This window comes from Nocardia sp. NPDC056000 (assembly GCF_042269265.1).
In the GTDB taxonomy this organism is placed as follows: Bacteria; Actinomycetota; Actinomycetes; order Mycobacteriales; family Mycobacteriaceae; genus Nocardia.
The window spans coordinates 416,057-442,930 of the sequence record NZ_JBHJXS010000011.1; the positions used below are offsets into that span (position 1 = coordinate 416,057).

21 protein-coding genes are annotated in these 26,874 nt (G+C 66.7%); 14 read left to right on the top strand and 7 right to left on the bottom strand.

The genetic code is table 11. The annotated features are described in order from the left end of the window. Positions 1-154: 154 nt before the first annotated feature. Both ACFC4D_RS31600 and ACFC4D_RS31605 read right to left on the bottom strand, forming a co-directional pair. Positions 155-1,960 carry an acyl-CoA dehydrogenase gene (locus tag ACFC4D_RS31600; RefSeq protein ID WP_376068657.1) on the bottom strand — a complete coding sequence of 602 codons (1,806 nt, stop codon included), beginning with the start codon at positions 1,958-1,960 and terminating at the stop codon, positions 155-157. Positions 1,961-2,048: 88 nt separating this feature from the next. Beyond that, positions 2,049-3,083, bottom strand: a complete 1,035-nt coding sequence (locus ACFC4D_RS31605; RefSeq protein ID WP_375954061.1) for an AraC family transcriptional regulator ligand-binding domain-containing protein — start codon at positions 3,081-3,083, stop codon at positions 2,049-2,051. Positions 3,084-3,218: 135 nt separating this feature from the next. Here ACFC4D_RS31605 and ACFC4D_RS31610 point away from each other — a divergent pair, with 135 nt between their 5' ends. From ACFC4D_RS31610 to ACFC4D_RS31625, 4 genes are all read left to right on the top strand, one after another. Then, positions 3,219-4,544 (top strand): aldehyde dehydrogenase family protein, encoded by a 1,326-nt coding sequence (locus ACFC4D_RS31610; RefSeq protein ID WP_375954059.1) that lies wholly within the window; start codon positions 3,219-3,221, stop codon positions 4,542-4,544. 101 nt (positions 4,545-4,645) lie between these two features. After that, positions 4,646-5,014 (top strand): DUF952 domain-containing protein, encoded by a 369-nt coding sequence (locus ACFC4D_RS31615; RefSeq protein ID WP_376068658.1) that lies wholly within the window; start codon positions 4,646-4,648, stop codon positions 5,012-5,014. Between the two features lie 43 nt (positions 5,015-5,057). Beyond that, entirely contained in the window at positions 5,058-5,540 is a 483-nt protein-coding gene (locus tag ACFC4D_RS31620; RefSeq protein WP_364631644.1) for a cation:proton antiporter regulatory subunit, read from the top strand. A 4-nt stretch (positions 5,541-5,544) separates the two neighbouring features. Continuing rightward, positions 5,545-6,735 (top strand): cation:proton antiporter, encoded by a 1,191-nt coding sequence (locus ACFC4D_RS31625; protein WP_375954055.1) that lies wholly within the window; start codon positions 5,545-5,547, stop codon positions 6,733-6,735. Here ACFC4D_RS31625 and ACFC4D_RS31630 read toward each other — a convergent pair. Next, positions 6,631-7,584 (bottom strand): rhomboid-like protein, encoded by a 954-nt coding sequence (locus tag ACFC4D_RS31630; protein ID WP_376068659.1) that lies wholly within the window; start codon positions 7,582-7,584, stop codon positions 6,631-6,633. The genes ACFC4D_RS31625 and ACFC4D_RS31630 overlap by 105 nt on opposite strands. Before the next feature lie 109 nt (positions 7,585-7,693). Between ACFC4D_RS31630 and ACFC4D_RS31635 the strand changes: the two genes are divergently transcribed. From ACFC4D_RS31635 to ACFC4D_RS31660, 6 genes are all read left to right on the top strand, one after another. Beyond that, positions 7,694-9,106 carry an ethanolamine ammonia-lyase subunit EutB gene (locus tag ACFC4D_RS31635; protein WP_376068661.1) on the top strand — a complete coding sequence of 471 codons (1,413 nt, stop codon included), beginning with the start codon at positions 7,694-7,696 and terminating at the stop codon, positions 9,104-9,106. Between the two features lie 165 nt (positions 9,107-9,271). After that, positions 9,272-10,135, top strand: coding sequence for an ethanolamine ammonia-lyase subunit EutC (eutC, locus tag ACFC4D_RS31640; protein WP_376068707.1), 864 nt, complete (start codon positions 9,272-9,274; stop codon positions 10,133-10,135). 59 nt (positions 10,136-10,194) lie between these two features. Continuing rightward, positions 10,195-11,316, top strand: coding sequence for a sensor histidine kinase (locus ACFC4D_RS31645; protein ID WP_376068663.1), 1,122 nt, complete (start codon positions 10,195-10,197; stop codon positions 11,314-11,316). A 25-nt stretch (positions 11,317-11,341) separates the two neighbouring features. Next, positions 11,342-11,989, top strand: coding sequence for a response regulator (locus ACFC4D_RS31650; RefSeq protein WP_376068665.1), 648 nt, complete (start codon positions 11,342-11,344; stop codon positions 11,987-11,989). A 145-nt stretch (positions 11,990-12,134) separates the two neighbouring features. Beyond that, positions 12,135-13,268 carry a DUF418 domain-containing protein gene (locus tag ACFC4D_RS31655; protein ID WP_376068666.1) on the top strand — a complete coding sequence of 378 codons (1,134 nt, stop codon included), beginning with the start codon at positions 12,135-12,137 and terminating at the stop codon, positions 13,266-13,268. After that, positions 13,265-14,332: a YdcF family protein gene (locus tag ACFC4D_RS31660; protein WP_376068668.1), complete on the top strand. Its 1,068-nt coding sequence runs from the start codon at positions 13,265-13,267 to the stop codon at positions 14,330-14,332. Before ACFC4D_RS31655 ends, ACFC4D_RS31660 begins: the two co-directional genes overlap by 4 nt. Here the strand turns inward: ACFC4D_RS31660 and ACFC4D_RS31665 are convergent. The 3 genes from ACFC4D_RS31665 to ACFC4D_RS31675 all read right to left on the bottom strand — a co-directional run bounded on the left by ACFC4D_RS31665 (position 14,329) and on the right by ACFC4D_RS31675 (position 17,986). Beyond that, on the bottom strand, positions 14,329-15,921 hold the full coding sequence (locus ACFC4D_RS31665) for a Na+/H+ antiporter (protein ID WP_375954039.1): 1,593 nt from the start codon (positions 15,919-15,921) through the stop codon (positions 14,329-14,331). The two genes, ACFC4D_RS31660 and ACFC4D_RS31665, sit on opposite strands and share 4 nt — an antisense overlap. Positions 15,922-15,996: 75 nt before the next feature. Further along, a complete protein-coding gene (locus ACFC4D_RS31670) occupies positions 15,997-17,001 on the bottom strand; it encodes an MHYT domain-containing protein (RefSeq protein WP_376068670.1) in 1,005 nt (334 codons plus the stop codon). A 151-nt stretch (positions 17,002-17,152) separates the two neighbouring features. Next, positions 17,153-17,986 (bottom strand): alpha/beta fold hydrolase, encoded by an 834-nt coding sequence (locus tag ACFC4D_RS31675; RefSeq protein ID WP_376068672.1) that lies wholly within the window; start codon positions 17,984-17,986, stop codon positions 17,153-17,155. A gap of 203 nt (positions 17,987-18,189) precedes the next feature. On the opposite strand from ACFC4D_RS31675, the gene ACFC4D_RS31680 reads away from it, so the two are divergent. Continuing rightward, positions 18,190-22,002, top strand: coding sequence for a BTAD domain-containing putative transcriptional regulator (locus ACFC4D_RS31680; protein ID WP_376068673.1), 3,813 nt, complete (start codon positions 18,190-18,192; stop codon positions 22,000-22,002). Between the two features lie 66 nt (positions 22,003-22,068). On the opposite strand, the gene ACFC4D_RS31685 is transcribed toward ACFC4D_RS31680, so the two are convergent. Further along, positions 22,069-22,734, bottom strand: coding sequence for a pyridoxamine 5'-phosphate oxidase family protein (locus ACFC4D_RS31685; RefSeq protein WP_376068675.1), 666 nt, complete (start codon positions 22,732-22,734; stop codon positions 22,069-22,071). A gap of 226 nt (positions 22,735-22,960) precedes the next feature. Here ACFC4D_RS31685 and ACFC4D_RS31690 point away from each other — a divergent pair, with 226 nt between their 5' ends. From ACFC4D_RS31690 to ACFC4D_RS31700, 3 genes are all read left to right on the top strand, one after another. Continuing rightward, on the top strand, positions 22,961-23,389 hold the full coding sequence (locus ACFC4D_RS31690) for a hypothetical protein (RefSeq protein ID WP_376068677.1): 429 nt from the start codon (positions 22,961-22,963) through the stop codon (positions 23,387-23,389). 68 nt (positions 23,390-23,457) lie between these two features. Next, positions 23,458-23,778: a hypothetical protein gene (locus ACFC4D_RS31695; RefSeq protein WP_364631678.1), complete on the top strand. Its 321-nt coding sequence runs from the start codon at positions 23,458-23,460 to the stop codon at positions 23,776-23,778. A gap of 1,217 nt (positions 23,779-24,995) precedes the next feature. Then, positions 24,996-26,558 carry a hypothetical protein gene (locus tag ACFC4D_RS31700; RefSeq protein ID WP_376068679.1) on the top strand — a complete coding sequence of 521 codons (1,563 nt, stop codon included), beginning with the start codon at positions 24,996-24,998 and terminating at the stop codon, positions 26,556-26,558. Positions 26,559-26,874: the final 316 nt, after the last annotated feature.

Genomic DNA, 26,874 nt, shown 5'->3' on the forward strand with positions numbered 1-26,874 from the left:
GATTTCGCTGAAAGCGAACAGGCCCGGTTATCCCCTGCGGAGCCGTGGAAAACGCCCCTCCGTACACGCTGATCGAGTTGTCTATCGGGAGACTACCCGGGGGCACCGACACTCACACTCCGATTCGATAACCCTCCGAACACACTTAGCAAGCTCACAGCCATGAAGGGTCGAGTGCGAGGGTGGTGCGGTCGCGCGAATCGAGCAGATCGAACATCGCAGTGGTGCGCGGCAATTCCCATCGGAAGAAGTATCCGGCGGCGGTGCGCTTGCCGAGACCGAAGGCTTCGCCGCGGGCCGCGCGTGGCGCGGCGGCCAGCGCCTGTTCGAGCCAGATCCAGGCCAGCGTCACATGCCCGAACGCCTCGAGGTAGACGGCGGAGTTGGCCAGCGCGGTCTCGGCGTCGCCGTCGCGCCACAGACCCGCCGTCGTGGCGGCGAGTCGCCCGGCGGCGGCCTCGAGGGCGTCGGCGAAGCCGATCAGCTCCGCGTCATCGGTGGCGCGTGCCGCCGTGACGGTGGCGGCCATGCGGGTGAGCAGGGCGGTCAGCGCCGCACCGTTGTCGAGGGTGACCTGGCGGCCGAGCAGATCCATGCTCTGGATGCCGTGCGTGCCTTCGTGGATGGGGTTGAGGCGATTGTCGCGGTAGTGCTGTTCCACGTCGTAGTCGCGGGTGTAGCCCGCACCGCCGTGCACCTGGATGGCCAGATCGTTGGCGGTCAGGCACCACTGGCTCGGCCAGCTCTTGGCGATGGGGGTGAGAATGCGCAGCAGCGTCCCGGCGGCGGTGCGCTCGGCCTCGGTCTCGGCGGTGTGCTGTTCGTCGACCAGCTTGCCGCAGTAGAGGGCAAGGGCCAGTGCGCCTTCCACGTACGACTTCTGCGCCAGCAGCATGCGGCGCACATCCGGATGGTCGACGATCGGCACCTGCGGGCCGCCCTTCGCGCCCAGGGGACGGCCCTGCGGGCGATTGCGGGCGTAGTCGAGGGATTTGAGATAGCCGGTGTAACCCAGTGCGGTGGCGGCCAGGCCGACGCTGATGCGGGCCTCGTTCATCATCGTGAACATCTGCGCCAGACCGTGATTGGGCTGGCCCACCAGATAGCCGATCGCACCCGGCTGCCCGCCCGGGGTGAAATTGCCGTCACCGAACACCGGGGCGGTATTGACCGTGCCGCGCCAGCCCATCTTGTGATTGATGCCCGCCAGCACCACGTCATTGCGGACGGTCGGCCGATCCTGTTCGTCCGCAAGGAATTTGGGCACAATGAACAGTGAGATGCCGCGCGTGCCCTCGGGCGCGCCGGGAATCCGGGCCAGCACCAGATGGACGATATTCTCCGAAAGTTCGTGGTCCCCACCCGAAATCCACATCTTGCGGCCGAAGATCCGGTACGAGCCGTCGTCCTGCGGGATGGCGCGGGTGGTGATGTCGGCCAGGCTGGATCCGGCGTGCGGCTCGGACAGCGCCATGGTGCCGAGATTGCGGCCGTCCAGCATGGGGCGCACGAATCGGTCGATCTGTTCCGGACTGCCGTGTGTGGCAAGTAGATTCGCGTTTCCGGTGGTGAGCATCGGATAGGCGGCGGTGCCCGCGTTGGCGGCGTGGAACCAGGCCATGCACGCGGTGTAGACCACATGCGGCAGCTGCATGCCGCCGATCTCGTAATCCATTGCCGCGCCGATCATTCCGGCATCGGCGAAGGCTTTCACGGCCTGGCCGACGGCGGGGATGATGTGCACCTTGTCGCCGTCGAACTCCGGCTCGTGCAGATCGCTCTCGCGATTGTGCGGGGCGAAGTAGGTGCCCGCCAGATCCTGGCACAGCCGCAGCACCTGATCGAAGGTGTCGCGGGAGTGATCGGCGAAGCGTTCGCGCCCGGTGAGGGACTCCACATCCAGCCAGTCGTAGAGCAGGAACTCGATATCGCGGGCGGACATGATCACGGACGGGTTCATGATTCCTCGAACGGTCGGGTACGGATGGTCACGTACCCGACGGTCTACCAGATCGAGGTGATCCCGCCCACGACCCGGCGGGCCGAACTCAGGAGCGTACCGAGGTGCGGCCGCGGTGCAACCGGCCGAAATGTCCGGGTGACTGGCCCTTCCAGGTGCGGAAGGCCGAGGCGAACGCCGATACGCTGGAATAGCCCAATCGTTCGGCGGCCTGTTCGACGGTGAGCCCGGCGATGAGCAGTTCCTCGGCGAGCAGGCCGACCGTCTCGGTGCTCAGTTCGCGGAAGGTGGTGCCCTCCTCGGACAGGCGCCGGCGCAGCGTGCGCACGCTGACATCCAGATCCGCGGCGATGCGCGCCTGATCGGCGGAGCCGCCGTGCCGGATGAGCAGCTGGCGCACCCGGCCGCTGAGCCCGGTGCGACTGTGCCTGCTCTCCATCAGATCGGCGCACTGCTGTTCGTAGAAGCGGGCGGTGGACATATTCGCCTGCGGCAGTGGGGTTTGCAGGGTGGTGGTCTGAAAGCTGATGCGGGACTGGGACATCGAGAAAGCCACCTCCTCGACGCCGAAGACCGCGCCGAACATCTCGTAGATGGGATGGGCCGCGACATCCAATTCCACCCGGACGGCGGGGAGTCGCATGGGGAGCAGATCCTGCTGAATGGTGGCGATGGCGGCGAGGTCCCGCTCCAGGCAGAAGCGGCGGATGTCCTTGGGTAGTGCGCTGTCATCGCGGACCACTCGTACTTCGGCGCCGTTGTCCTCGATGTAATGGTGCGCGGCGGTGAAGGACAGATCGGCGTAGCGCAGTGCGATATCCATGGCCCCGCGTAGATTCGCGGCGCTCATGAGCGCGAAGCCGAGCACCCCCATGGAGGGCGGATGGCAGAGCAGACCGGCCAGCAGACCCAGACCGGGTTCGTCCTCGATACCGGTGACCACATTGCGCAGGATCGAGAATTCCTGTGCCAGCGTGATTTCGGTGGACGGATCGCGCAGATCCGTTTCCCTGATACCGGATTCGTGTAATACCGACCGGATGGTAAGTCCGCGACCCAGGGCGAAGTCGGCCAGCAGGGCGGTGCTGGTGATGGACCGCAGTTGCGCCAACTCTTCCGTCACTCAGGCATACTCGCAAACTTTCGGCGTCCCCGGGCCGTTACCGGCCGGTAAGTTGCCTGGGTGCGGCCTATATTCGTCGATTCCTGGCCCATTGCCAGCTGGTCGCTCGAAAACCTCACCCATACGGTGAGATTCATGCGCACTGCGCTTTCCGCATATTCAGAGGTGCCGTCTGCCGGAAAGGTCGGCCCGCCGATGCTCATCGTGATCGCCCCCGCCGACGGCAGAGTGATCGACACCGTTCCCGCCCACACCCCCGAACAGGTCCGCGATGCCGTCGAACGGCTGCGCGACAACAGCGTGCTGTGGCGCTCGCTAGGCGTGGTCGGCCGCATCCACTGGCTGTACCGGTTCCGGAACTGGTTGCAGGAGAACCGATCCGGGCTGGTCACGCTATTGAGCCTGGAGACCGGCAAACCCGAGACCGAGACCGAGGCCGAGCTGGCGCTCACCATCGAGGCCCTGGACCACTACCGCACCAATGCCGCCGATTTCCTCGGCGGCAAATTACCGCAGGCAGCCATGCGCCCCGGCGCGGCCATGCAATTGGCGGTCGCCCACCACGCGTGTTCGGTGGTCGGGGTGATCGGCCCGTGGACATATCCGTTGGCGCTGGCCATGTTCGACGCCCTGCCCGCCTTGGTCGCCGGGGCGGCCGTCGTTGTCAAACCCTCTTCACAGACTCCGCTCACCATGCGGGCGGTCGCGGCGGGCTGGGCAAGTATCGGCGCCCCAGCGGTTTTCGACGTCGTCGCCGGACATGAGGCCGGACCGGCGGTGCTCGACCAGGTGGATTACATCCGATTCACCGGCAGCGCCGAAACCGGAAAGGTGGTGGCGCTGCGTGCCGCTGCCCGATTGATCCCGTGCTGTCTGGATCTGGGCGGCAAATCCACGGCGGTGGTGCTCGCCGACGCCGATCTGGATAAAGCGGCCGCGAGTATCGCGCTCGGCGGGTTGGCAAATAACGGGCAAAATCCCAACGCCATCGAGCGCGTCTATGTCGAAAGTGCGGTCTACGACGCCTTTCTCGTCAAACTCGTGGACGAGACCGCCGCGTTCGGACCGGTACTCGACGATGACACCGCCGTCGGGGTGATGACCTCGGCCAAACATATCGACCTGGTCCGCGAACAGGTGCGCGACGCACTCCTCAAGGGCGCGACACTGCACTGCGGCGGCACCGCCATCGGGCACAGCTTCGAACCGACCGTGCTCGGCGATGTCGATCCGACCATGGCGGTGCTGACCCAGCAGACGCTCGGCCCGGTACTGCCGGTGGTGCGGGTCGCCGAAGCGGGTGAGGCGTTCGAACTCGCGCTGCGCCCGCCCGGCGCGCCCTGTGTCAGCGTCTGGACCTCGGACGCGGCGGTCGGCGCTCGCGCGGTGGGCAGGTTCGCGCCCACCCCCGTCGGCGTCAATGACGTATCGGTGCACGTGGCCCGGCCCGCGCCTTATTGATTCCGGGCCCGCGCGCCATACGGTTCCCACCCGCACCGCCCCTGTCCCCGGCGGGCGCGGGTGGGAACGAACGCCGTATATGAGCGACTAGGTTGATTTCCGTGGGAGATCAGACGACACCGAAGACGCTGCTGCACATCTGCGCCCGTGCCGAATGGGAGGCCGCCGTCGCGACGGGGGAGTACCGCGCGCCCTCGCTCGCCGAGGTCGGATTCATTCATCTGTCCGAGCCGTATCAGGTGCATTTGCCCGCCAATCGGCTCTTCGCCGGGCGCACCGATATGGTGCTGCTGCGCCTGGATCCCGAACGTCTGGGCGCGCCCGTGAAGTGGGAACCCGGTGTGCCGACCGATCCGGAATCCATGCGCTTCCCGCATCTGTACGGTCCGCTGCCGATCGCCGCGGTCGTGGAAATCACCTCCTACCAGCCAGAACCGGATGGTCAGTACGCGCCGCTCGCCGCGAGCTGAGCTGGTCCACCGGTTGGCGGCCACCCTGTCCTAATCTGGACGGGTGAACGTCGATGTGACAGCGCTGCCCGGTATCGGTGTGCGGAAGGATTTCGAGGTGCGCTCTGGGCGCCGGATCGGGGTGGTGGCGCATCGAGACGGCGCCATCGACCTGATCGTCTCCCAGCGCGACGATCCGGATGCCTGCCTCGCGCAGGTGCCGCTCACCACCGACGAGGCCGCCGTGCTGGCCAATCTGCTCGGCGCGCCGCAGCTGGTGGAAAAACTCAAGGAAGACCATCGCGATCTGCCCGGGATCACCACCCGGCAGCTGCCCATCGGCAGCAATTCGCCCTATCGCACCCGCATGCTCGGCGAGACCGGTATGCGCACCCGCACCAAGGCCTCGATCGTGGCGGTAATGCGCGCCGGGCAGTTACACCCCTCGCCCGGACCGGATTTCGTACTCGACGCCGGCGATCTGCTGGTCGTGGTCGGCACACCGCACGGGTTGGACGCGGCCGCGCGCATCCTGGCCGACGGCTGAGCCGGTGGATTTCGCCGCCCTAGCTCTCATCGAACTCGGCGCGATCTTGTTCGCGCTCGGCATGCTGGGGCGGTTCGCCGCCCGGTTCGGCATGTCCCCGATTCCGCTGTATCTGCTGGGTGGCCTCGCCTTCGGTGAGGGCGGGGTGGTGCATATGCGCGCCGCCACCGAATTCAGCCACCTGGCCGGTGAGATCGGCGTGGTGCTGCTGCTCCTGCTGCTCGGATTGGAGTACACCGCAGCCGAATTGGTGACCGGGCTGCGGCTCGGCTGGCTCGCCGGCGTGCTCGATATCGTCGCCAACGCGACCCCGGGCGCACTGGTGGCGCTGTTTCTGGGGTGGGGGCCGGTCGGCGCGGTGACCATGGCCGGGGTCACCTATATCTCGTCCTCCGGAATCGTCGCCAAGGTGCTCAACGACCTGGGCCGCCTGGGTAACCGCGAGACGCCGGTGATCCTGTCCATCCTGGTGTTCGAGGATCTGGCCATGGCGGTGTACCTGCCGATCCTGACCATGGTGCTGGTGGGGGTGAGCTTCTGGAACGGGCTGACCTCATTGGGCATCGCACTGCTGGCCATCACCGTGGTGCTGGTGGTGGCGTTGCGCTACGGCCGCTATGTCTCGGCCGTGGTGGACAGCAATGACAATGAGATCTTCCTTCTCAAACTGCTGGGCGCGGCGCTGCTGGTGGCGGGCGTGGCCTCGGAATTGAATGTCTCCGCGGCGGTGGGCGCGTTCCTGCTCGGTATCGCCATCTCCGGATCCACCGCGCAGGAAGCGGCCAAGCTGCTGGAACCGCTGCGAGATCTGTTCGCGGCCATATTCTTCGTGGCCTTCGGACTCAGTACCGATCCCACGGCCATACCGCCGGTGCTCGGCTGGGCCATCGCGCTGGCGGTGATCACCTCGCTGACCAAGATCGGCACCGGCTGGTGGGCGGCACGGCGACAGGGAATTCGGCGGATGGGCCGGGCGCGCGCGGGCGCGGCGCTGGTGGCGCGCGGCGAGTTCTCGATTGTCATTGCCGGACTTGCGGTTTCCAAGGGTGGCGCTGACCATCGGCTGGCCGCGCTGGCCTCGGCCTATGTACTACTGATGGCGATTCTGGGGCCGATCGCGGCCCGAGTGGTCGAGCCGGTCGTCGGGTTCTTCCAGCGGAACCGCAGCGGGATCGATCCCGTCGTCGGAGTCTGAGGGCGCGGGATCCGAAGGCGCGGCGGCTCTTTCGGCCGTCGGGCCGGAACGGGCCGCCGATTTGCGCCAGGCCAGCAGTCGCCGGGACGAGACCACCGCGAGCCCGCCGATCACGAAACCGATGATGAGCGCGAAGAAATGGCCGTAATCGGTGAAGGTGTGACCGTGCCAGACGCCGTAGCCGTACCAGATCAGCAGTCCCGCAGCCCAGATCAGTCGTGACGGGCCCTTCAACCGATACGCCATCACCGCCAGCATGGCCGAAATCCCGTAGCTCGGGCCCACATCCGACGCCACCGTCACCCGGATCGGGATCAGGTTCTGGTCCACGCGGTGCGAAATGCCCAGCACGGTAATGACTGTCGCGCCGACATGGCCGATGCCGACCACCAGAATCCAGCGCAGTGAGCCCAGCCAGCGTTCGGCCAGGGCCATCACGGTCAGCAGGATGAGGATATCGCCCCACGGGAAACCGCCGTCGGTCCAGAAGGCGGAGGCCAGCAGCACCTGAATCGGATCACGCTGCATATTGCGCAGATTCGTCGACGCCGACAGGATCAGGCGGCGGCCGACCATATCGCTGGCCCCGCGCAGCGTCCACCAGGTGACGAACAGGGTGAAGGCGTAGGCGATGGAGGCCGGGGCCACCGCCAGCAAACGCTGATACGCACTCGCGGCCCGTCGGACCCGGTGCGACCTGCCCCACCACGAGCGCAGCACCCGGAGCTCGTCGACCGGGTCGACGGCATCGAGCCAGGGTGGCCGGTAGGTGCCCAAAGTCATGTGCAGGAGTCCGTTCTCGCGCGCGTCACCGTTCGAACCGACGTCCCGCCGGGGCGTCGGTGCCATGGTATCCCGAGGTCAAACGCGTGTGACCGGTGTGCACAAGTAACGCGCATTAATCCCCCGGGAAAGCGGTGGTTACAGCACAGCAACATGGGTCCGGAGGATGAGCGGAATGGGCCTGTACCACCAGCGAATCGGCGGCGCGAACTACACCTTCGACGGCTTGATCGAGGTGCTCGCCAAAGCCACCCCCAAACGCAGTGGCGATGAGCTCGCCGGATGCGCGGCGGCGTCCGATGCCGAGCGGGCCGCGGCGCAATGGGTGCTGGCAGATCTGCCGCTCACCGTGTTCCTGGACGAGGCGGTGGTGCCGTACGAGACCGACGAGGTCACCCGGCTGATCTTCGACACCCACGATCGGGTTGCCTTCCAGGCTGTTTCACATCTCACCGTGGGCGGACTGCGCGATTGGCTGCTCGCGGTGGTGGCCACGCCCGAGGCGGCGGTGACGCTTGCCGCCGTCTCTCGGGGACTGACGCCGGAGATGGTGGCCGCGGTCAGCAAACTCATGCGGAATCAGGATCTCATCGCGGTCGCCAAGGCCACCGAGGTGACCGCCGGATTCCGGACCACCATCGGACTGCCCGGCACCCTGGCGACACGGCTGCAACCCAATCACCCCACCGATGATCCGCGCGGCATCGCCGCGGCGGTACTGGACGGGCTGCTGCTGGGCTGCGGTGACGCGGTGATCGGGATCAATCCGGCCACCGATTCACCCAAGGCCACGGCCGATCTGCTGTACCTGCTCGACGAGGTGCGGCAGCGGTTCGACATTCCGACGCAGTCGTGTGTGCTGTCGCATGTCACCACCACCGTCGGGCTGATCGAGGCGGGTGCGCCGGTGGACCTGGTGTTCCAATCCATCGCAGGCACCGAGGGCGCGAATTCCGGCTTCGGCGTGGATATCTCGCTGCTGCGCGAGGCGAACGAGGCCGGACGGTCACTGCGGCGCGGCACCGTGGGCGATAACGTCATGTATCTGGAAACCGGCCAGGGTTCCGCACTTTCGGCCGGAGCGCATCTCGGGGCCGGTGGCAAACCGGTCGATCAGCAGACCCTGGAGACGCGCGCCTACGCGGTGGCCCGCGACCTCGACCCGCTGCTCGTCAACACCGTCGTCGGATTCATCGGACCCGAATACCTGTACGACGGAAAGCAAATCATCCGCGCCGGGCTCGAAGACCACTTCTGCGGCAAACTCCTGGGCCTGCCCATGGGCGTCGACGTCTGCTACACCAACCACGCCGAAGCCGACCAGGACGATATGGACACCCTGCTCACCCTGTTGGGCGCGGCGGGCTGCGCCTTCGTCATCGCGGTCCCCGGCGCGGACGACGTCATGCTCGGCTACCAGAGCCTGGCCTACCACGATGCCCTCTACGCCCGAAAAGTCCTGGGCCTCACGCCCGCCCCGGAATTCGCCGCCTGGCTCGACCGCCTCGGCATGCTCAGCGCCGACGGTCGCATCCTCCCCGTCGAACCCCTGACCTCACCCCTGCGCGCTCTCGCCAGCGCCTCCTGAGGAGGAACATTGACCAGCGACAAAGGGAGACGACCGATCGCCGAGAGTGACGACACCGTGATTTCCCCGGGCGCGAGTACGAGTCGTGCTGCGGCACAGGCTGATCCGGGCATGAGTGCCGGGACGCCGTCGAGCGCCGATGGGACCGCAATGCCGTCGGGCGCGATGGGAAGCGTTCCACCGCCCGGCCCGGCCACCTCGAATGATGCGGCATCGCCGGGTCCGAACGAAATCGCCGCGCGGGCGTTCTGGGCAGAACTACGCCGGACCACGCAGGCGCGAATCGGTTTGGGGCGCACCGGCGATGCGCTGCCCACCGCCGATGTCCTGGCGCTGCGCGCCGCGCATGCGGCGGCGCGGGATGCGGTGCACAATCCACTCGACGTGGAAGTTCTTGCGGCGCAGGTGAAAACGCTGGGTTTGGGGGATCCGGTGCATGTGCGCAGTCATGCCGCCGACCGCTCCGAGTACCTGCGGCGACCGGATCTGGGGCGGCTGCCCTATCAATCCGAACTCCCTGCGGGGCAGGGTATTTCGGCTCTCCGCCACACGGGCGCGGATATCGGCGTGGTGCTGGCGGACGGTCTCTCCCCGCGTGCGCTCACCGATCACGGTGCTCCGATGCTGGCCGCACTCTTCGAGGCGCTCGGGGATCGGCTCACCTTCGCCCCGCCGGTGATCGCCACGCAATCGCGGGTGGCCCTCGGCGATCACATCGGCCACGCCCTCGGCGTGACGACCCTGCTCGTCCTCATCGGTGAACGTCCGGGCCTGTCCGTGGCCGACAGTCTCGGCATCTACCTCACCCACCTCCCGCGTCCGGGCCGCGCCGATTCCGAGCGCAACTGCATCTCGAACATCCACCCGCCCGAGGGGCTCGGCTATGCCCGCGCCGCGCAGGTGGCCGCCACCCTCATCGACGGGGCTCGCCGCCTCGGCCGCTCCGGCGTGGATCTCAAGGACACCTCCGGCGACACCGCCCTCACCGGCGATGAACCCGTGATTCTGGAAGCCGCCGAGTCCGCTTAGCCTGTCCGATCCGCGGGTGCTGCCGGGGTAGGCGGCAGGCTGTGGTTAGTGTCGGGGGTATGGGTCGCCTGTTGTTTGCTCTGTGCGTGTTGCCGGGTGGGCTCGGCGCGCTCGCGGAGCTGACGGCGGGTGGATCCTTCGGGCAGGTGCTGGTGGATCTGCTCGGGGCGGCGGGCGGAATCTACGCCTGTCTGAGCATGATTCGAGAGGATCAGGGGGCGGTGTCGCGGCGCTCCGGAGTGCTGCTCGGAGTGGCCGTGTTGGTTATCGCGATGGTGGTCGTGTGGCGGTGGCCGGAAAGTCACTCGCCCTGGGCCACCGCCTCGGCGTGGGTGGCGATCGTGGGTTGCGGGGTGGCGGCATCGCGGATCGCGGTGCCGATGGATGCGGTGTTGACCGCGATAGTGGGAGTCGCGGCGGTGGGGTCGGTACTGGGGTTGCGATCGAATCCGGCCGACGATGTGCTGCCGCTGCTGGCGGTGACGATACCGGCGATCACCGCGCTGGGAATCGGGCTGCTGGTGCGGTCGCATCGGCAGCGGCTCGTGGTCGAACGGGGTGCGGCGGTGGCCGATGAGCGGGCGCAGATGGCGCGCGAACTGCACGATGTCATCGCGCACGAGGTCATGGGGATGGTGGTGCTGGCGCAGGCCGGACAGCTCGGGGCGGATGAGCGGACCCGGCCGCTGCTGGCGCGGATCGAGGGTTCGGGGCGACGGGCACTGGACGATATCCGGGCCCTGGTCGGGAACCTGCACGACGGCGCGGCACCCACGGGGACAACGGATCTCACGGATCTGGTGGAACGATTCGCCGATACCGCGCACGCCGATGTGATCACCGAACTCGACGAACGAGTCGCCGCGCCAGAAGTGCCGGACGCGGTGCTGCTGGCCGTCCACCGAATCCTGTTGGAGGCGTTCAACAATATTCGCCGCCACGCCGCCGACGCGAGCCGCGTCGACGTCACGGTGCGACTCGTCGACGACACCGTCGATATTCACGTGTGCGACAACGGAACCGGCTTCGCCGGCCTGGGCGGCGGTGGGGGAGTAGGACTTACCGGCCTGGCCGAACGCGCCACCGCGGTGGGCGGCACCGTCACCGCCGGACGCCTGCCGAACGGACACTGGCAACTGGCGGCCAGCCTGCCGATCACCGACAACAAGGGAGGGATATGACCGACCCCGGAAATGGCGGCGGGATATGACGATTCGCGTCCTGGTCGCCGACGATCAGGAGATGGTGCGCATGGGCTTCGCCATGATCCTGGACGCCGCACCCGATATCGACGTCGTGGCCCAGGCCGCCGACGGTGTCCAAGCCATCGAAGCGGTCCGCGCCCACCACCCCGACGTGGCGCTGCTGGACATTCGCATGCCCCGCCTGGACGGACTCGAGGTGTGCGCCCGCATCAGCGCCGACACCCGCGTGGTCATCGTCACCACATTCAACGACGACGATTACGTCGACACGGCACTCGCCAACGGCGCGAGCGGCTTCCTGCTCAAGGACTCCGGCCCCGACCTGCTTTTGGCCGCCGTCCGCGCGGCTGTCGCCGGAGACGCCCTCATCAGCCCCGAACTCACCACCGGCCTACTGCGCCGCACCCGCGAAACCGGTGCGCGCCGAGCCCCCGCCGAGATAACCGAAGCGGTCGGTGCCCTCACCCCACGCGAACTCGACGTCACCCGCCTGGTCGCCGCCGGAGCCACCAACGCCGAAATCGGCACCCAACTCTTCCTCTCCCTCGGCACCGTGAAAACCCACGTCGCCAACATCCAACGCCGCCTCGCCGCCCGCAACCGCGTCGAAATAGCCGCCCGCGCCTGGCAATCCGGCCTGATGGACTGAACTTCGGTTGAAATGCGGGACCATGCCCGTTGCTCCCGATACTTCGTGGGTACCGCCAGGTTCGGCCATTCGGCTGAGGGGTGCGGGCCGGGTTCGGTCGTTCGGCTGATGTCCCGGTGGGGTGCCGGTGGCGACCATGATCGGTATGCGACGACTACCGAGCCTCGATATCCTGCGTGGATTCGCACTGTGCGGCATTCTGTTCGCCAATGCGCCCGCGATCCTGCGGTTGGACCCGATACGGGACGATGCCGTCGATCCGGTGTTGCGGTGGCTGGAATTCGGTGTGTACCACCGGTTCTTCCCGCTGTTCTCGCTGCTGTTCGGGATCGGGTTCGCGCTCATGTGGCGGTCGGCCCGGGAGCGGGCGCGGTCACCACGCGTGGTCATGCTGCGGCGGGTGCTCGCCATCGGCGCATTGGGCGCGGTGCATCAGCTACTGCAACCGGGCGAGGCGCTGCTGCCGTACGCGATCGTGGCACTCGCGCTGCTTTTGCCCGCGACCTTCCTGCCGGATCGGTGGGCCGCACCCGTGGCAGGTGCGCTGGGCGCGGTGCTCACCGTGGCGGCCGCCTTCGCCGCGAATGGCTTGCTGCTGGTACCGGGGCTGTTCCTGCTCGGGTTCGCGGCGGGTTCGGCGGGGTTGCCGCAGCGGCTGGAGGTCGGGGATAAGCGGGTGGTGATGTTCGTGCTGCTCGGTCTGGTGCCCGCGGCTGTTGCCGCTCTCATCTGGCAGGCCGCCGATTCGGAGGCCGGAGTTATCGCCGGGCTGGTCATGGCCGCCGTCTACGGCTGTGTGGTGCTGCTGGCCGTGTGCACCCGCCCCGATTCCTCGGTCGGCAGGGTGCTCACCGCTCTCGGCCGGACGGCGCTCACCAACTATCTGACCGCTACCGGAATCATCGTTGCCGCACGGTTTTTCGCTACGCCGCTGGGTATCGAACCGACCGCGCCCGGGGCTTGGGGCCGCACCCTGGCGCTGTGTGTGCTGATCCTGGCCGCGCAGGCGGCGGTCTCGCTGTGGTGGCTGGGCCGATTCGCGCAGGGACCGGTGGAGTGGCTGCTGCGCCGCGTGTCCTGGGCGGGGATGTCGGTTACTGCGCCTACCGTGCCAACTGTGCCTGTCGATGCTGCCGCAACCGCCACCGCATCCACCACTGCCTCGCCGCAGGTCGCGTTCGGCGCCGATGCGCGACCGACCGTGTCGACTGTTCGCGCGGTGCCGGTCACGCCGGACTCCGGCGCGAATGACGGCCGGGCGGAACGGTATTCGAGGTGAGCGGGTTCGTCCACCTGCTGCTGGCCGCCGGTATCGTACTGGCGGTCATCGGGGCGGTGCGCGTGGTGCGGGAACCTCGGCGGGTGTCGACGGGGCTGGTGTTGTTCGCGGCGCTCGGCTTGATCGCGCTGTGGGCGGTGTTGGCACTGCTGGAGCGGAATACGTTGGTGGCCATCGAGATCGGTGTCGCTCTGCTCGTATTGCTGCCGCCGCTGTCGCTGCTGGCGGCGGGGCTCGGGCTGGTGGCTAACGGGGTGGTGCTGACCCGTCGGGAGGGGCTGCGGATCGCCACGGCGGTCGCACCGCTCGCCGGGATCGGGTTGCTGCTGTTTCCGCTGGCCGCCTGGATACTGCTGGATCCCGGTGGCCGAACGCCCGCCTGGCGCACCGGACTGGGTGTGGCGCTGGTGCTGATCGGCATGCTGCTACTGGTGCAGTTGCTCGCGTTCACCGGGTACGCGGTGCTGTACGCGCGGTTGCCGCAGCGGCCGGGCGCGGATGTGGTGATGGTGCTCGGCTGCGGTTTGGCGGGCGGGCAGGTCACACCGCTGCTGGCCTCCCGGCTGGACCGAGCGCGGGCCGCCTACGAGACGGAGCTGGCGGCGGGCGGGGATCCCATCCTGGTGACCTCGGGCGGGCAGGGGCCCGGGGAATCCGTGGCCGAGGCCGACGCCATGGCCGACTATCTCGAGGCCGCCGGGGTTCCGGCGGCGAAAATAGTGCGGGAGAACAGGTCTCGCAACACCGAACAGAATCTGCGGTTCACCACCGAGCTGCTGCGCGAGCGCGCGGAGGTTGCCGAGAATCCGCGAATGACCGTGGTGACCAGCGACTTCCACGTCATGCGCTCCGCCGAGCTGACTCGCCGTTTCGGCCTGGACGCGCAGGTGGTGGGCGCGCGGACGGCCCGCTATTTCGTCCCCGCCGCCTTCCTGCGCGAATTCGTCGCCGTACTGGTCTCGCATCGGCGCGCCAATCTGGTGGTCGCGGGCGTACTCCTGACGCTGGTCGCGGCGCTGGCGGTCTACTCGTATCTGCCTGTGGGACTGGTCGATCAGGACTAGGGCGACCCGGCTTTGGTGCGCAGATCCAGGCGGCGCATGACCCGATCCACCACATCGGGCGCGATTCCGGGTTCGCGCCGCGCGGCCAGTGCTTCGGTCCGCCCCGCCTCCAGCACCTCATTGGTGATGGCGCGCATCTGTTTGGCGAATACGACGGCGCGATCGGTATTGATCTTCGCATTGCCCTCCGCCGCTTCCGGATCGGCCTGCGCCAGCCGTCGTTCGAAACCGTCGCGCAGCCGCTCGTATAGCTCCTCGGGCAGCGCCTGTGTCGCCGAAATCTCTTTCAGCCGAGCCAGTTCCGCCTCCAGCACGCGAGTCCACAGGCGGCGCTCCATCTCTCGCTCGCGTTCGGTGTCCACGTGTACGCCGGTCACCCGCACCACCGCGGGCAGGGTCGGGCCCTGCAACAGCAGGGTGAACATCACCACGGCGAACGCGGTGAACAGGATTTCCGAGCGGCCAGGGAACGGCGCGCCGGAATCGGTGGTGAACGGAACCGCCAGTGCCAGTGCGACTGTCGCGACCCCGCGCATGCCCGCCCACCAGGTGACCAGGGTCTCGCGCCAGGTGTACGGCTCATCGGCATCGCGTTCACGCCACCAGCTCTTGAACAGCGCGGTGGTGATCAGCAGCCAGATCAGTCGCAGTCCCACCACCACGCCGATCACCACGGCCGCGCCGCCGATGAAGCGCGGCCAATCCGGTCCGGCGTCCTTGAGCACCGTGCTCAATTCCAGGCCGATGAGCCCGAAAGCGAAACCGGTGACCAGCATCTCGGTGATCTCCCAGAAGGAATCACCGACGAGCCGGTAATCGCTATCGCTGAAATCGGTTGCGGCATCGGTGAGATAGAGCGAACACACCAGCACCGCCAGCACGGCCGAACCGTCGCGCGCCTCGGAGACGCCATACGCCGCGAACGGCAGTAGCAGCCCCAGCGCCACCTGCCAGGGCGCTTCACCGAGCCGCCGCATGAGCTTGCTGCCCGCCCACCCGAACAGCAGCCCGACTCCCACGCCGACCACCGCCGAGATGGCGAACTGCCCGGCCGCATGCCATGCCGAGAATTTGCCGGTGACCACCGCCTGAATGGCGACGGAGTAGACGACGATGGCCGTCACGTCATTGAACAGGCCCTCGCCCTCGAGGACGGCCACCAGGCGGCGCGGCAGCCCCAGTTTGCCCGCCAGCGCGGACACCGCCACCGGATCGGGCGGTGCGACCAGTGCGCCCAGCGCCAGCGCCGCCCCGATCGGCACGGCGGGATAGAAGGCGCGGAAGGCCCAGGCCACCGCCACCGCGGTCACGATGACCAGCACCACCGCGCGCATGCTGATCGCACCCCAGTTATCGGCGAAGGCCCGCCAGGAGGTGCGGCGGGCGGCCGCGTACAGCAGCGGCGGCAGCACCAGCGGCAGGATCATCTCGGGATCGATATGGATCTCGGGAACCTGCGGTATCAGCGCCAGGACCACGCCGAAGGCGGTCATGAGCACCGCCGGCGCCTGACCGAGCCGCTTACCGAGCGGCTGGGCCAGGATCGTCGCGAACAGGACGACGAAGATCAATTCCATTTGATGCGCCACGCCAGTCAGTTTGCTGCGCGTATGCGGGTAAGTCGACCAGCGGGTCCCGTTTCTCAGCGTGCCGCCGGAAAGTTCTCAGACTCCGGTGCCCGGGGCATAGCCGCCCGCGGGCGGGAAAGCCCCGCGCTCGGGGGCGTACAGCGGTGGTTGCGGATATTGGTACGGCTCCGGGTTCTGATACGGCTCCGGATGCTGTTGCGGCAGGCCGTGATTCTGCGCGGCAGCCGGTGTCATACCGCCCGCGCCCGCCGCCGCGCGTTGCGTGACAGCCGAATTCGCCTGCGCCCCGCGCGAACTCGACTGTAACGACCACGGATCGTGCCGCACCGGTTCCGGTCGCACCGGTTCGCTGATCCGGCTGGCCTCATCCACCTCGGTCAGGCCGACGTGAATGAGCAGCACCATGGTGACGGTGCTGACGCTGACCATGAGTGGTGCGAGCAACTGCATCGCGCCCGCGCCGTGCGGCATGCTCGCGTGCGCGGCCTGATGCGCGCTCATGGACGCCATTCCGGTGTAATGCATGCCGCACACCGCGATTCCCATGATCAATGCCGCGCCGCAGGTGGCGAGAATCCCATTGATATTCAAGGTGAACCAGAGCGCCACGATCGAGGCGACCACGGCGATCACCATCGACAGCGCGACCAGACCGAAGTCGTAGTCGATGATCGCGTCCGATTTCATGGCGTACATGCCCGCGTAATGCATCGCGCCCACGCCGAGTCCGGTGATGGTGCCACCGATCGGCAATTCCCAGCCGCCCCAGCGCCCGGTCGCCACGATGGACAACCCGACCCACACCACGATCATGGCGATGGCGGCGCTGAGCAGCGTGACCGGCACGTCATAGCGAATGGACGCGCCGTGGATGGAAAACCCCAGCATGGCAATGAAATGCATGACCCAGATACCGGTGCCGCCGATGGCGATGGCCGCCGCGATCAACCAGCCGCGGCGGCCTTCCCCGCTGCGGGCGCGCGCGGTGCAGCGCAGGCCGAGCAGACATCCGGTGACGGACATTACGTATGCCATGACGGGGGTGACCCACCCGTAACTGAAGTGGCTGATTTCCAGCACTCGAACTCCATTGCCAGAACAAAAGTTTCGCGATCGCAGCTGCGACGTGCGAAGAGTACCGGTCGGTTGCTCGATTGGGAAATTGAAATGTGAATGTTTCGTTCACATTAACGGGCGCTGAGAGCTGGGCCACGACAGCGCTTTCCGCGGGTCAGTGCGCCGCGGTCGCCGCGCTCTCGATCAGCTCGGTCACCGTCGCGGGCTGCGATAGCGCGATGGCATGGCTGCCGTCATGCTCGACCACCGTCGCATTGATGCGCTTGGCCATCGCACGCTGACCATCCGCCGGAATCATGTGATCATCGCGCGCCACCAGATACCAGGACGGAATCGACTTCCACGCCGGATCGACCGTGGTCTCGGTGAACGCCGCCACTGCCACCGGACGCTGCGCCGAGGCCAGCAGCGCCGCCTCATCGGCGGGCAGATCCTGCGCGAAATTGGCCGGGAACTGCTCCGGGCTGATCACCAGCTCCGGTGCGGTGCCGCCCGTGGTGAGCGGATAGTTCTGCGGCACAGTGATTTTGGTGGCCGGACCACCGTAGCGGGCATCGAGCTCGCCCAGGCTCTCACCCTTGTCCGGTGCGAACGCGGCCACATAGACCAGGCCCTTCACCTTTGGTGACCCCGCGGCGGCATTGGTGATCACCGCACCGCCGTACGAATGGCCGACCAGAATCGTCTTATCGGGCATGGCATCGAGCAGACCCCGGATATAGGCCGAATCGTAGGTGAGCCCGCGCAGCGGGACGGCCGCGCTGGTCACTCGGTAACCGTCGCGCTGTAGACGCTCGGCGACCCGGCTCCAGCTGGAACCGTCCGCGAACGCGCCGTGCACGAGCAGTACGGCGGGCTTGTTCGGATCGGGCTGCGGTGCGGCGGCGGCCGGCTTATCGCCCGCGGCGGAACAGGCGGTGGCGGCGATACCCAGGCCGAGGGCGGTGACGATCAGCATGGTGTGGCGGAACTTCGAGGTGATACTCATGGCGACGACCATGCTTTCGATCACTCAACGGGCACTGAACGGATTCCGAAAACCCAGCTCGCGGGCGCTTTCCGAGATGGTCGGGCGGCGGTCCCGGCTGCGGCGTGGTCTTGATAGCCGCTCGCACTGACTACGCTGTCCGAGTTCGAGAAACGGATCGATCGCAGCGGTTGGGCACCCCACCCGGCGAAGAAGGGCGCGGAGTGTCGGCGGCGAATATACAGATCACCCTGCTCGACGGCGTGCAGGTGCGATTGGACGACCGCGCCGTAGCCCTCGGACCGCCACAGCGCCGCTCACTGCTCGCCATGCTCGCCATGCGCCGCCGCCGCTGGGTCGCGGCCACCGCGCTGCTGGACGGTCTGTACGACGATGCCGCGCCCGCCAGCGGAATCGGCCTGGTGCAGACCCATATCTCCGCGCTGCGCCGCGCCCTCGAACCCGATCGCGCACCTCGCGCCGCGCCTACGGTGCTGCTGTCCGGACACGGCGGTTACCAGTTGAACATCACCGATGAGCAGATCGACGTCGGCATCTTCGACCGCCTTGTATCCGAGGCGGAACGCGCACGCGCACAAGGTGATCCGGTGACCGCCGACGAGCGGTACACGCGGGCACTGCTGTTGTGCTCTGGCGAACCGCTGGCCGGAGCGCCCGGACCGGTCGTGGCCGCGCACCGCGCGCTACTGCACGAACGTGCGCTCGCCGTCCTCGAGGACAGCCTGTACGTCGCCCTGGACCTCGGCCGCACCGATCAGGTGGTCGATCGCGTCCGTCCGCTGGTCAGTGAACATCCGCTCCGCGAACGTCCCAGCGCTTTGCTCATGCGCGGGCTCGCCCGGCAGGGGAGGCGAGCTGAAGCCCTCGATGTGTACGCCCGCACCCGGCGGCGACTGGTCGACGAACTCGGCGTCGAACCCGGTGATGAGCTACGTGAACTACAGAGCCGCATCCTGGCGGGTCAGGCAGAACCGGCAGTCGTAACCGCTCGATCGGTTCGGGGACCGATACCGGATCCGCTTGCGGCCGATCAGGGTTCGGCAGCTGGGGTCGTTGGCGCACATTCGATGGGTTCCGAGCTATCGGGGGAATCGGCGGCCGGATCGCAGTTGGCGGCTGGTGAACGGTTGCCGGGTTCTGGGCGGGGCGGGGCTGTCGATGACGAGATGCGGTCGCTAGTGTCTGGCCCGGTCGGCGACGAGACGCAGCCGCTAGTGTCCGGCCCGGTCGGCGACGAGACGCGGTCGCTAATGTCCGGCCCGGTCGGCGACGAGATGCGGCCGCTAGTTTCCGGCCCGACGGGGATCTCGGCCGATCGAACGTGGTCGGCCGGTTGGGATCGGTCAGCGGTATCGACGGCGGCGGGATCGCTGTTGCCTGGGGCGCATCCCGGTGGGGCTGGGCCGGAACAGTTTTCGCGGGGGCATGGCGCGGCCGCGGCGTTCTCGGTCGAATCTGCCTCGGTCGCAATGATTTCGGACTGGTCTGCGGGCGGATTACCCACCGTCGCCGTGCCCTCGGAGGACGCTGCCGCCGATACGCGGCTTGCGCACTCCGGCATCGCGCTGCTGGATCGCGATGAGCAATTGGCGGCCATTTTCGGTGCGTATCAGCGGGCGATGAGCGGGCGGGGCGGGACCGTGGTGATCTCGGGGTATCCGGGATCGGGGAAGACGGTGTTGATCGAAGCCGTCGCCGAGCGGGTGCCGAATGCGGTCGTACTCAATGCCAAGGAGCTGACCGGGCCGGAGCCGCGGCTGTTTCACGAGCTCGCCCGGCTGGCCGGAATGGATACCGCGACAGCGGGAATCGAGGACACCGACTATCGCGGGCAAGCGGCGTTGCTGCGCGACGGATTCGCATCACAACCCCGGGTGCTGCTCCTGGATGATGTGGCCGAGGCGGGCACTCCCTCGCTGGAATTGCTGGTGGCATTGACACCGCAATTGCGCACGCTGCCCGTGCTGGTGGTGGCCGTGTTCGATGAGCGCACCTGGTACCTCGCGCCGGTCTCGTCGGTGCATACCGAGCTGGAATGCCTTGCCGCGGAGGTGATCCGGCTGGCGGGACTGCGATTGCCCGCCATCTCGGCTCTCGCCGGGCGGGCACTGGGCGGAAGCTGTTCGGACGCACTGGCGCTGGAGATACAGCAGGCCACGGGCGGTCTGCCCATTCTGGTCGGCGCACTGCTGAAAGACCTCGCGCTCTTCGACGCTCCGCAACGTGTGCCGGAGCAATTGCCCAGCGGCACCTATCAACGCGCCATGCGCCGCCTGCTGAACCGGTACTCCCGAGACGGCGGCGCGATGCTGCGGGCAATCGCCGTACTCCAGGACTACCGCGCGCCCGTCGAGGTGGTGGCCGCCGCGTGCGAGCAGCCCGAAGCCGAGATTCGGGAGCGCTGTTCGCTGCTGGTCACCGAGGGGATTCTCGCCGCCGCCGATCCGCCGCGCTTCCGGCATCGCTTGCCCGCCAACACTTTGCGTCACCTGTGCCCGCGTGCGGAGGTCCGGCAGGTGCGCGAGCTCGCCGCGCAGCGTGCCCTGCTCCTCTCGCGCGACACCCGGGAGGTGGCCGCGTATCTGCTCGAACTCAGCGGACCGCAATGGTCGTACTGGGTGCCCACGCTCATCGACGCGGCGGCGGAGGCGGTGCGCGCCCTGGACCTGGCCGAAGCCACCGGTTATCTGGAAGTGGCGCAGCGGATCTCGGTGCCGGAACAGCGCTCCGACCTCGCCCTGCGGCTGGGGCTGCTGAAACAGTGGACCGATCCCGTCGCCGCTCGCGCCTACCTGGAACAGGCGCTGGCCTTGGAGCGGGAGTCGAAAAGCGCTCCGGCGGCGCTCATTCCGCTCGCCTGGACCTTGATCACCGCGTATCGCGCGACCGAGGCGGATGCCCTGCTGGATCAGGTGCTCGCCGAGACCGCCGCTCGTGATCAGGAGGCGGCGACCTCGGTGCGCGCCTCCCGCTGGATGGTCGCCGCCCTGACCTCGCAGGGCTGGTCGAGCTATCGGGAACTCGCCCGACACGATCCCCGGCCCGATGTCGTCACCGCCGCCACCCGCACCCTGGATGATGTTTTCGCCGTGCGTATCTCGGCCGAAGCCGCTCGCGCGCGATTCCTGCCCGCCAGCGGCGTGCAACCCCATGAGCGGCTGCCCCGGGAACTGTTCGGCATCTTCGCCCACATCGCCCTGTGGACCGATGAACTCACCCTCACCGCCCAGCTCAGCGCGCAGAGCGAGGACAAATACTTCGGCGTGATCGACGCCTACCGCCTCATCCTGCGGTCCGAAGCGCTACTGCGCCAGGGTCGTTACGCCGACGCCGAACGCGAATGCGCGCTCATCGCCGCAACCCCCACCGGCACGCTGGTCCGCCGCCCACCCGCCCTCGTCGCCCAGTACGCGCACGCCCTGCTCGGCTCCGGCCGACTGGACGAAGCCGATGAATGGCTGGAATCCACTCGCGCCCACACGAATCCGGAATCGTGGGAATGGACCACCATCACCTACGTCCGCGCCCTGAGCTGCGTGGCCCGCAACCGGCACCGCGAAGCCGTCGCCCACTTCCTCGAATGCGGCCGCCGCCTCGCCGCCTGGGATCTGCACAACCCCGCGCACATCCCGTGGCGCAGTTCCGCCGCCCTGCAACTGATTCCACTCGGCGATCACGCTCAGGCCCGTCAACTCGCCGCCGAGGAACTCGAACTAGCCCAACGCTGGAACACCCCGGTCACGCTCGGTCGTGCCTGGCGTGCGGTAGCCATGGCCGCGGCCGACACCACCACAATCCCCCTGCTGCACACGGCAATCACCCACCTGCGCCGCGGCGAATCCGCCACAGAACTCATCCGGGCCCTGGAAGATCTCGCCGACATCCACACCGCCGGAGCTGCTTTCGCCGAAGCCCGTACCGCCTTGCGGGAAGCCCACGACATCGCGATCTCGCGCGGCGCGGCGCTGTTCGCCACCCGCATAAGCGCTCGTCTTTCGGAGCTTCCCGAATCGTAGGGTGGCAACGACTATTCCGGCTTTCACACGGATCCGCCGGAACCTGGTGAAGGCAGCAGTGCCGAATCAGGCTCCAGGCCAACGCCGGTCGCGGATGTGGTCGGGAAGCTCGATGCCGGGACGCAGGTCGGGGGAGGGGATCGGGCTGTCGAATGCCGTGCGCATCGGCAGGTGCCCCGCCCAGACGTCGCTGGCCGCGATATCGGCTGCCGAGTCCATCGGGCCGCCATTTCGCACCTTCACCGACGCTTCGGTGAGATCCAGGGCGAGCACACAGGTCCATCCGACATCGTGTGGATCGGGCTCGGGAACATAATCCCAGGAGCCGGGCGCGCAGTGTTCGACAATGGTGCGCAACGCGTGCAATTTCGTTGGGGTGTCCTGGATTTCGCTGGGCTGTCCGTGAATTACCGCACTCCGGTAGTTGAGTGAGAAGTCTTTGAGTGCCCGCGCGTACACCACGCCGTCGACCAATGTCACCGCCACGCAAACAGGCGTGCTCGCCCCCAATCGCAGACTCTCCGCGTGCGGGGAACCGTGCACATACAGGGTGTCGCCATCGCGCCCGAATGTTGTCGGCAATACCAGCGGTGCGCCATCCCATATCACCGCCAGATGGCACTCCAATGCCTCGTCCAGAATGGCGTAGAGCTCTGCTCGATCCGTACGCGCACGCTGCGCGTCACGATGAATTGTGCTGCGTTCCGTCGGCGAGAGCGGGGTCAGATCCACGTATCAACACCTACCTTCGGCTGGAAATCGGACTGTCCGATGAGCGACTTCAGCACGAGCGATGAGCGGTATCGCGACTGCGATTCCCCAGCATGCCACAGCGAAAGCCCGGAGCCGCCCATCCCGCGAGCCGCAGTGGATTTCGATGACGCGCCGACGCTGTACTCTTCGTCCCGAAGAAACCGGCGGGACCGCGGCCGGTACGGGAGAGATGGGGGAGTTCCAAGTGGACTTCGGCGACAACGCGCATGCGACGAACGATCCGGTCTATGAGCCATATGGCCAGGTCCAGGCCCATCCCGTGAGGATGCCGGGGGCGGCGCGGGCGGCACAGATCCTCTCCTGGAGTTTCGGCGCGCTCGGCATCGTGCTATCGGTGATAGCGGGCATCTACGGTACCGCCGAACTCTGCGGCGTGCTCATCGCAGGCTTTCTTCCGGCATTCTTCTTGGCGCTCTTCGCTTTCGGTTACACCGTGAACGGAAATGGCTTGCGGATAGCCGCAATCGTGGGCGCGAGCCTCCAAATGCTATGGGGCGTAAGCGGAACGATGCAGAAAGTCCCACCCGGCTTCCTCGGCACTCTCGTCGGTCTGACAATTGTCATCCTGCTATGCAGGAATAGTTCCGAATCCTGGTTCAAACGCCCCCACTGAATTTGCGGTAACGAGCACGACCGGTACGCACGATGTCCTCCACAACAACACCTATTCAGGAGGTCGGAATGCTATCTGCGAAGCGACTTGCTGCCGGCGCCGCAGCCGTAGCCACCGCGGCCACGGCCGCCGTGCTCACCGGTGGGGGCGTAGCCCAAGCCGACGTACCGGTCTGGCAGGCCAACTGCCACGTCTACAACATTTTCAACACCGGCGGAATGTCCAACTGCGAGCTCCCGACCTGGCACCAGGTAAAGCTCACCTGCGTAGCCTGGCCCGTCCCCTTCACCTACTGGAAATACGGCCCCATCCAATACGGCCAAAACCAGTCCTGGGCCAGCTGCGACTCCCTCAATGCCATGGTCGGCATCGAAGTAATCCAAGCCTAGTGCCCGCCAACAAGATTGAGCCGCCGAACAACATTCGGCGGCCCAATCCTTACTGGTTATGCGTGCCGCCAACGCAATCGTGAGTCGGTCGCGCTTGTCTCACACACCATCAGCGTTCCTGACTTGGTGTAGCCCGTCGCTCCGGCATCGCTACAGAACGCACCCGGTGTGACCGCAGTCGAAGGCTGTGAGCGAGCGGGGACAGTCGCCCGAACCTCAACAGTTGGCAGCACCGGTGCGGGCGTGTTCACCTCGGGAACCGGGACCGGGTTGTTGATCGGAGGGGGAGCGATAGCCGCTGTAGTGGTCGACGGTGCGGGCGCCGGTGCCGCGACGAGAGGCGCTGGGACGGCCTCCCTGGTCACCGCAGGCACGACCGTCGTGGTGACGGCAGGCGAACCTGCACTGGAAAGACTCGCCCCAGTCTGCCCCGATTGCGTCGAATCCTGTTTCGGCGCAACAACTCCTATCAGGATGAACACCGGAAGAGCAGCGCCCAGCACCCACCCGCCGCCCGCCTGCTGCCTATGCGCGCCCAGAGCACCCGGCCACGAATGACCCCGATGACCCCGACGACAACCAAGCCCATCCATACGAACACGAAAATAGTCGCGATTATCTGCATCAAGCTGCTTCCCTGTGATCCGGCGTCGGCGCATCCGATATCCCGGCGCATCGCGCGAAGAATCGAACGCAGCACGCGTTCCAAACGACCTTCGATCAGCTGATACAAGAAGAGTCGTTCGCCACGTCACGTCGTTACACCGCGTCACCACAACGGTTTTCAGCGATTTTCGAGGATTTCAAGGAAGATGAGAAGGACCCCCGAAGCCGAAGCTCAGGGGGCCTTTCTCAGTGGGAACTCAGTCCAGGTAGTCGCGCACTAAAACCGCCTGGACGCTGTGCCGACCCGAGGTCACCGAGGTGACCCGTGAGCGTGAACGCGCCCACTATCTTTGACTGAGAGCTTGAGACCGCCCCAACGATCCGCACCCTGTTGAACACACGCTCATGCCTGCGGCTCGCGGTCATCACGCGGTGGTGTGCCCTGTATCTCGTCCGGGGAGGCGGCCTTATCGAGAGCGACCGGATCCAGCCTGCGGCACCCGGGCTGATGCGACGTAGAGCGGCCCCGACTCAATCTCCAGCTCTCTCATAGGTTCGGTGTTGTCCGGAGCCCACGCTTGTGCGTGACATGGTTGCACACTGGACAGATCATGAATGACGTATCCAACGCCACGTCGCCGCAGTTGACGATCCCCTCCGGCGCCCCACACAACAAATTCACCCGCTACGCACGATCGGTGTCATCCGACCACACCCATCTGTTTCCGATGGTGCCGACCACGCGGCCCCTTGTGGTCGGCATCGATTTGCGGACCCTGGGAATGGACCCTCGTGCTTATCCTGACCTACTTGAAATCGCCCGCCGCCGAGACATCGTGGCCGTAAAACTATTGATTCGTCGCAACGACGATGCCGCTATCGCCGAGTCCTGGATGCAGGCAATTGAGATCGACGAACTGCACACGCTTTCGTTCACCGATCGAGAGAGCGCTTCACGTTTCGGCGATGCCCTGGAGTTCTCCGTCCATTCCACCCGGGCTGGGCAGATCGCCGCGATGCGTATGTGTCGCTTCTTCGACATCTACACGGTGCTGGACGCTCACGATGCGACAACAACTGACCTCAGCGATACCGATCGGCTCGATGCAGCCGTACTGGCGGCCGTCGGCTATGCACTCGGCACCGATGTCATCGTGTCACTGGCACCGACCGTGGGTCGCGCCGACGTCGCCGACAACGACGTCGTCACAACCGTCACCCCAGAGGACCTGGCACCGGTTTTCGGTCACTACCTGCGTATGACAGGCAACTGCATAATCGCCCAAATCTGCACTGGGAGGTCGGTTAACGAGGTGGGCGCACGTTCGATCACCGAGTTCTACGCTAATGGTGTCGCAGCAGTCGCACCATTGCTGGATACGCTCCATCTCGCGGCCAGATTGGCTGGCAAGACAGAGGCCGCGGCGGATGTCGAAACCGTACAAGCACGTCTGCGCCGCGCTGCCCGCGCTCTCGATGAGGTCCTCGCCGCGCTGGCACGCACCAACGGCCGCGATATCAAGCCAACCGTCGACACCGTGGAGTCCGTGAGCGAAGCCTTCGACCGGGAACTGCTGTACCTGATCGCGGTTTTCGACACTTACGCGCGTGCCTACCTGCGCTGGATGTACCCCACCGAGAGCAAGCCACTACTCAAATCGCTGCATTCGAAAACGACGTTGACTAGGTACGTGGACCCGCACTACCCAGGTCCCGTCGGCGCGGACTTGCTACGGCAGGTACACGAACTCCAGCAGTACGCGTTCATCTGCTCTCAACTCCGCAACAGAATTCACGCCGCGATGCTACCGACCGCACCGTTCGCCAACCGCGCCTACGGCTCCGCGCAGGCAATCGCGATTGACCTCTCCGCCGTTGGGATCGAGCCGAATCAGCAGCAGACCGATCGGCTCGGGGTATGGAAGACCGAGCTGAATCCGTTGAGCGCGGAAACCCTCGTTGTCGCGGACATCGCTACTGCGGCCGTCGAACTGTTCATCACCGCAGCCGAATATGTGGACGTCTTCTCTCGACTGATCCTCACCATCAAGCCGGTCGGTGCCCCTGACGCCGACAACCTGCTTGGCATGGCCGCAGACGACACAGGGGCACAACTACCACCGCCAGCGAGTATCGAACAGCGCTACCGCGATCTTTTCGGCTGGAAGAGGTGACTGTGGCACCACCGTTGTGAACTCGTCCATGAGTTACTCGGCTGTCGATTTACGGTCTGCACGGTCGCAGGCCCGATCCAGTCCTCGATCGGAGACACCGTTTGTTGGTGCGGTCTGCACATCGTCGGTGACGTCAAACGCACGCACTGCCATGTACCGCGCTGACCGAAGCGGCCAGCAGTGAGCGGCGGAAGATCAAGCGGCAGTAGCAAATCCGAGGCCAGTTGCGAGGCGGCGTGCCGAACTATGTTTGTGATATCAAAACTGAGAGCGTTGTGCTGGAGTCCGGATACGAGTTCGGGCCGCTGAGCAGCAG